Raw genomic sequence first — 6,427 nt, forward strand, 5'->3', positions numbered from 1 at the left:
GTGTCTGCGTGCCATGATTCGTGAATTTCCTCCTGTGTCCATTCTCGGACACGAAACTCACACAAACACTGGACTTCTACACGGGGACCCAACCACAGGGGCAGAGGGAGGGGCGTCTGCACAGATTTACCCTGCGGGCGGAGTTGGCGTCGTCGATGTGTCCCGCGGATCGGCTTTCGGGATTACCCCTTCGTCTCCGGGAAGCACCTTGCCCTGATCCCGCTCGGCCTGATCCTCAACATTGAGCTCCCACGCGTCGCCCGGTGAGCAGGGGGCAGTAGCGCCCACTCGGTAAGATTTATCCGCTGCATTTGTATCGAAGCTGGCACGAAGGACGGGACCGTCCTCCGCAAAGACGGACGGGTGTGTTGTCGGATTTACGGTGCGCACGGTCATGCCGAGGGATTTCCAATACTCGGCGACGCGTTTGGCGTCCTCGATATGGTTAGTTCCTTGGGGCGCCCAGTGGTCGTAGCCATAGCTCGCTCCCTCCTCACCCTTTCCGGGGGAGCATTCCTGCGCTCCGGCGACGCCGTTGCGGGGCCACCACCCGGTGACGTCGAGCTGTTTGGTGGTATTGATGACGAGCAGGACTACCCGGTCCCGCCCTTCTCGGGCAGTCATTGTCTTTTCCGGCGTAGTCTTCTCTGACATTGTCGTCCCTGGCTCCTTCTCAGCGCATGCGGTTATTGTCATTCCCATCATGAGCACGACCATCGCGGCTGTGAGTGTCCTCATATGTGTTTTAACCGCCGGCATTGGACATTCCTTCCAGTAAAGCTTTCTGCAGATCCGTCGGCCCCAACGGCACATACGGGGTGATGTCGTCCGTTATGCCGGTTATTGCCCGCATAACGTTTTGAACTGATTCGGTGTCACGTTCAAGGTATCCGACCTGTCCGCCGTCATCACCAATGAGCGCGCTATGGTCTGTGACGGCCCGCCCGGCAGCGCCGCCGGTGTCAGTGCCGAAAGCGTGAGAACCGAACTCAGGTTCAATCGGGTTCACGTGATGGTCGCGGCTGTTTTCCCGGCCAGTCCAGGCCCACTGGTCTCCGCTTTCAGTTTCACCAGGTATCTTGTCGCGCGCATGTCCGGAGTATACGTGTCCGGCGTTGAGGTCGGCGGCGGTGTGGATATTGTCGGGCAGGCCTGCCGAGCCGACAGTGATGAAGTTATCCACCTGGATACCCGGCTGCGTCAGGGCCACCGCAGCCGTCGTCGTCCCGTAGGAGTGAGCCACAATATTGAGTTGCGGCGCGGTCTCACCGCGGACTGCGACCAGGCCACCGAGCGCTCCGGCGAGTTTCTGCCCGCCCGCGACCGCTCGATTCACATCAAGAACGCCGACGTTGACGTTGTTATCCAGTGCCGGCACCGGCGGGGTCTCATACCCGATCCAGGCCACCACGGAACTTCCCTCGGGAAGCAGGTCATGCAGGTTTTGGGCAGCTTTGGTCCACCCTGTCATGTCGCCGGTGGTGGTCCCCATTCCCGGAACCGCGTAAGTGATGCTGCTCGCGGTGTCGAGATCGCCGACCGACACCGCAGCCAAGGGGGGGGTGTCCTGGGTGAGGGAGATCAATTGCCGCTTCTCCCAGCCTTCAGGGGTGAATTGCGCCTTTTGGATGTTGCGCAGCGCGTCGAGTTGGATCTGCAGGTCGGTGAACGCGGCCGCCACCGGGGGCATCCCGCCGTAGCCCACGGTCGTCTCGTCGACGAGGGCCTGTATTTGCGCGAGCTGGGCCTCTACATCGGCTACCGCTGCCTTGAGTGCGGTTTGGTTGGCGTGGTCCCGAGCCTTGTACGGTAGTCCTTCCAGGTTTCCGAAGACCACCGGGAACTTTGCCAGCAAGAGGTCCTGCCGGTCCGAGAACGGAGATTTGCTACCTGTTTGCGGGTTCAGGCCCGTCCACCACGAGTGGATCTCGGAAGGGTTCATCAACTGAAGCTGCGAGACCAGCGCAGGAGAGGCCCTCAGCATTGCGGCGAGTTCCTTCGCGGGCAGGGACGAGAACGCATGCAACAGCTCCTGGTCGCTCAACGGCGTGAGACCAGTACCGGCCAGATCGAGCGCACCATGTGAGAGTGATCCTCCGCCGGCGGCGGCGAATGCATCAGCGATGTGTTCAATCCAATAAGCATCTGCCTCGTTTTCGCCCAGGAGCCTCTCAAAACCGCCAGGGAACGAGTTCGATCCGAGCAGAACCCAGGAGCACGAAGAGGTGAATGACACCCATGCGTTGCCCAGCTGCATGAGGTCCTGCTGCATGCCTGTGTTACCCGCTCTGGCCTGAGCCACGAACGTGCGTAGATGGTCCGGAACGGCAGAACTTTTCCCGTTCGAAGACCCACCGCCTGAGGTGCGGTTGCGTTGGCGGGGAGAGAAGACCTCCGAAATGGTTGGAGGCGCGACCGGCGTCTCAGAGGGTTTCGGATCAAAGAGGCCCTCTACCGCGGTGCCGATGTCTCCGATGAAGTTCTCGCGCCTGCTCTCACGTCCGGCCTCCCGCTCCCGCCAATCGGCCAGTCGGGACTGGCGGTCACGTTCCTCCCACGCTTTTTGTTGTGCTTCTTCGACCTGCCCGGCAAGATCGTCAAGCACAGCGGCCAGCTTCCCGCGATCCTCAGCTTCAATGGAGGCAGCCTCTTTGAACAAGTCCGCGTACCCGCCAGCGAAGTCCTCCAGCGCAGTCTCTACCGCGCCACGACGCAACACACCTTCATCACGGAGCCGCCCATCCACATCGCGGGCAACCCTGACCAACGACGTCGCAGCATCATCATCAAACGAAACGGCCAATGCTTACTCCTCCAATGAAAAACCTACGAACGGCTCAGGAAGGGCTGCTGGGCCTTTCCACCTGAGACATTTACGCGCCGCCGCCGCCAGCTGAGAAAATGTCCTGTGAAATCTTCTGCAACTGACCCCGCAACTGCTCCAACTCTTCCTTGGCCTTATCCAACGCAGCCTTCGTTTCCGGCCACGTCGAACCACGAAACTCAGCAGCCAACGGACCATCCCACACGTTCGGATCCGACAACACGCGACCCTGCGCATCCAACGCGGAAATCTGATCCGTGAAACCACCATTAATAATCGACTGCACCTGACCAATAGCAGCCTTGGCCTGTTCGGTAGACAACACGCGCGACATACAAAACCTCCAGAGTGACAACCATGAAACCGCCGGCGGGATACCACCGGGGCCGGACATGCCCGACACTACCAACAAAAGCTATTAAATCCAACAAATGGATAAATTGTCTATCTTTGGGGAATCTCGCGCCGATCATCCGCCGAGCTCTTCATCATCAGCGTCCTAATCCTCCCGACTGGCCGTGCACCTCTTCCGGTACGGATCCAGTACTCCGGCAGGATCAACAGGGCCGGCACCTTCCGCAGACACAGCGACGTCCGCCCTGCCTCAAGGTAGCCCGGAAGGTTGGACAGCTCGGGGTGACCCCCGCGAGGAAGACCACGTAGGCTGAGGCAAGCACACGACTATTTGGGGGTAATCGGTGAGTACCGTTGGAGTGTTTGGCATCCTGCCAGTTCTGTACATGGTCGTCATGGCTGTGCTTTTTTGGCCTAGCGATATACGTGCTGGTCCTGGCAATCGTCTTCCTCCGCCTTCGGATCGCTGAATTGAAGCGAGATCAGCCACCGCAGGAAGAAACGCAGCGACCGTGACCAAGAAGCGCAGGCCTGCGCCTGATTCTGAGCTCGTTCAGATGTACCGGCAGGGCATTCCCTCCCCGAAGATTGCCGCCATCACAGGCATCGCCGAAAGCACAATCCGCTACCACCTTGGTGTCGCCTTCAAAACAGAACCGGGGCTTCGGGACGCGCACAAGGCGGCCCGGGGCGCCGTCACCCGCCCATCTGCCGGGTTGCGGAACCTGAATGACGTCGTGGCGTTCTATACCGCCGAGGGACGGCTGCCCACCACGGGCGGGAAGACCGCGCGAGAGCGGGCCCTGGGGGCGTGGCTTCACCGCCAGCGGCAGCTTTCGGCTGCCGGCGCCATCGCACCCACGTACCGGGAAGGGCTAAGCGTCATACCGGACTGGGATACGGGCCCGTCCTACCAGGACCGTCATGAGGCACGGTGGGAGGAACGGCTGCAGGAGCTCGTGGCTTACCGGGCTGCCGGGAACGAATGGCCGCGCCACCAAAAAACCGATGACGTCCATGAACGCACCCTGGGAATCTGGCTACACGGGCAGCGCATCAACCACCGCGACGGCACCTGACGATGCCACCGGGAAGCTGCAGGCCGCCTGGCTGGTCAAAGAGCAGCTGCGGACACTTCTGGCCACCGGTTCCCTCGCCGATGCGGCCGCTGCGAAAGACGGCCTGCGGGCCCCGGTCGAGCGAGCCGCTCAGCCGGAAACGAATCGGCTCCGGCGCACTATTTGCAGGTGGTGGAAAGAGATCGAAGTCCTCATTGTCAGCGGTGCGACAACGGCGAAAGTAGAAGCAACAACACCGCGTTCAAGCACATCAAAAGGACAGGCCGGGGATTCACCAACGCACGCAACTACAAAACGCGTATCGTGTTGCGCAGTGCCGCCAGAACAGCGGCATGAACACCCATCTCGGCAGGACATTCACCACGAACCGTGAAGAGCCAGTTAACGGACGAAAGGTCGCACTGAGCGATCGCCGGTGCAACCCTCCGCATGTGCCGCCGCCCGTCAGCGAGGATCGAAACGCCGACCTTCCGCCTTGGACGGCATCAACGCCAGGATGAAAACAATCAGACCGCCAACAAAGGGAACAAGCCCAAGGAGCGCAAGCGGACCTGCCAGATTTGCATCATGCAGACGCCGCCACAGCAACGACAGCTGAGGCACCAACAGTGCCAGCCCCAGAACAACGACGAGAATGAAACCAAGCACCATCAGACTGCCAGTCGGCGCGTTCACAACCCCAGGTGGGGCCTCATAGAACACTTCCTTCCCGGTGGCCGGATCGAAACCCATGGACTGCACATTAGAGTTCTGCTGAGCCCAGACAATACTGGCCACGAGCCCGACCGTCGTCACGAGGTACGGGACCAACATCATCAGGAAAACGAGAAGCTGACTCCACCAGAACTCACTCCGCGAGGCGCGACCCGCGAACTTCGCATACTTCGCAAAAAATCGCTTCACCGATTTACCAAACGACGCACCATAAAGTGGCCCACCCAGCCCGCCCGGACCTGAAACCTCCGCAACGCCTCCGCCTGCAGCATCAACTATCTTCATATCCATCTATCTTCATCTCCGTCTACGAAACCATTTAGTGAAATTGACAAAACAGAAGACCGCGATCCCGACGCAGTCTACTAATGCAGCCCAGAAATGGAGCCCCCTGTCGGAGAGCCGTCAGAATTCTTTTAAAAGAAGCCCGCTTTCGGTTCATCGGAGAAATGCCTAAGGATTGTGGTCAGTTCGGCTGTAAGCGGCTCCAAAGATGAGATTACTGCAAGCTCCCGGCCGAAAGGATCGTTTCAGAAAACTCTTCGCGGGACGCATTTCACTCAGGCAGGTACCCACCGGCCACGAGAATTGCGCTGGCCATAGTCCATTGAACCAAGATGCAGACAGTTGCGAATGCTACAGCGAGGACATATGCACGGATGCGTCCTGCCTTGGTCCTGGGACGCTTTTCAGGGCGCGCAACTGCCCTCCACATGCCAAGAATGGGCACAAGGACTGGAAGCATGGCAATCTGCATGGGAATTCCAGTGCCACTCCGGTTGTATTTTCCGTCGTACGGCATTCGTTTTTCCCAGGGCACATTCATGAAGACGAAGACAGCTATTCCGACACATGCCAGCAATGCAACTACGCAAATGAGACTCAGGTTCCTGGCATCTTTCCAGCTGAACCGGAGTTGCTCCGCAGTGAAGCCTTCACCGTGGGAACCACCGGCAACTCCATAGCCCGTTCCGTCACTCCACGGCTCGACTCCAGTCCCTTGGTTGATTAATTCTCCACTGACAAATTTCACGCTTTCAACGATAGCCCCCACGTGGGCTCCGCCATATGCAGAGAGGCTGTGCGTCATCCAATTTGGGTTTGACCCTATCTCGGAAGCGCCGGGGAAATGGGACGTAACCCCACCGGCAACGCCGTCGAATAACATTTCAGCACCGCCGTATTCCGAGCCCGTGATGCCATGATCCAAGGCTCCGCCGGCAATTGACCCACCCGAGGCTACCGCATATTGAGCCAGGTGTGACTCAAGTCGTTGAGTAATAGGTCCGGCCAGATAGCCAGCTTGTGAACTCACTGCACCGCTGATGACGCCGTTTGCTGCCGCCCCAACGATGCCCTCGTGGGGTTAACCTCTGTTGGTGGACACCTGAAGTAGCGGGATCCTTGGATTCTGCGGGAAGGTGTTCTTGTGAGCACGACAAGACGTAAATTCACT

The 6,427-nt window shown here is 59.4% G+C and carries 7 protein-coding genes; 2 read left to right on the plus strand and 5 right to left on the minus strand.

Going from position 1 to position 6,427, the window contains the following annotated elements; translation table 11 throughout:
• Positions 1-126 precede the first annotated feature (126 nt).
• From ABIB51_RS22770 to ABIB51_RS22780, 3 genes are all read right to left on the minus strand, one after another.
• The gene (locus ABIB51_RS22770; RefSeq protein WP_354191642.1) at positions 127-654 is read right to left on the minus strand and encodes a hypothetical protein; all 528 of its coding nucleotides are present in this window, start codon (positions 652-654) and stop codon (positions 127-129) included.
• Between the two features lie 91 nt (positions 655-745).
• A complete protein-coding gene (locus tag ABIB51_RS22775) occupies positions 746-2,803 on the minus strand; it encodes an alpha/beta hydrolase (RefSeq protein WP_354191643.1) in 2,058 nt (685 codons plus the stop codon).
• A gap of 70 nt (positions 2,804-2,873) precedes the next feature.
• Positions 2,874-3,158: a pyrophosphorylase gene (locus ABIB51_RS22780; RefSeq protein WP_354191644.1), complete on the minus strand. Its 285-nt coding sequence runs from the start codon at positions 3,156-3,158 to the stop codon at positions 2,874-2,876.
• Positions 3,159-3,690: 532 nt separating this feature from the next.
• Between ABIB51_RS22780 and ABIB51_RS22785 the strand changes: the two genes are divergently transcribed.
• Both ABIB51_RS22785 and ABIB51_RS22790 read left to right on the plus strand, forming a co-directional pair.
• Complete coding sequence (locus ABIB51_RS22785) at positions 3,691-4,257, plus strand: helicase associated domain-containing protein (protein ID WP_354191646.1); 567 nt, start codon at positions 3,691-3,693, stop codon at positions 4,255-4,257.
• Entirely contained in the window at positions 4,196-4,630 is a 435-nt protein-coding gene (locus ABIB51_RS22790; protein WP_354191648.1) for a transposase, read from the plus strand. Before ABIB51_RS22785 ends, ABIB51_RS22790 begins: the two co-directional genes overlap by 62 nt.
• Positions 4,631-4,701: 71 nt before the next feature.
• Here the strand turns inward: ABIB51_RS22790 and ABIB51_RS22795 are convergent, their stop codons facing one another.
• The gene (locus tag ABIB51_RS22795) at positions 4,702-5,262 is read right to left on the minus strand and encodes a DUF805 domain-containing protein (RefSeq protein ID WP_354191649.1); all 561 of its coding nucleotides are present in this window, start codon (positions 5,260-5,262) and stop codon (positions 4,702-4,704) included.
• Positions 5,263-5,527: 265 nt separating this feature from the next.
• Positions 5,528-6,286 (minus strand): hypothetical protein, encoded by a 759-nt coding sequence (locus ABIB51_RS22800; RefSeq protein ID WP_354191650.1) that lies wholly within the window; start codon positions 6,284-6,286, stop codon positions 5,528-5,530.
• Between the last annotated feature and the right edge of the window lie 141 nt (positions 6,287-6,427).

It is taken from the genome of Arthrobacter sp. UYCu712 (genome assembly GCF_040547005.1).
In the GTDB taxonomy this organism is placed as follows: domain Bacteria; phylum Actinomycetota; class Actinomycetes; order Actinomycetales; family Micrococcaceae; genus Arthrobacter.

Excerpts from the sequence above, each read along its gene's own strand:
- ABIB51_RS22770 (WP_354191642.1), bottom strand. The coding sequence starts at position 654 with ATGTCAGAGAAGACTACGCCGGAAAAGACAATGACTGCCCGAGAAGGG.
- ABIB51_RS22780 (WP_354191644.1), bottom strand. The coding sequence starts at position 3,158 with ATGTCGCGCGTGTTGTCTACCGAACAGGCCAAGGCTGCTATTGGTCAG.
- ABIB51_RS22790 (WP_354191648.1), top strand. The coding sequence starts at position 4,196 with ATGAACGCACCCTGGGAATCTGGCTACACGGGCAGCGCATCAACCACC.
- ABIB51_RS22795 (WP_354191649.1), bottom strand. The coding sequence starts at position 5,262 with ATGGATATGAAGATAGTTGATGCTGCAGGCGGAGGCGTTGCGGAGGTT.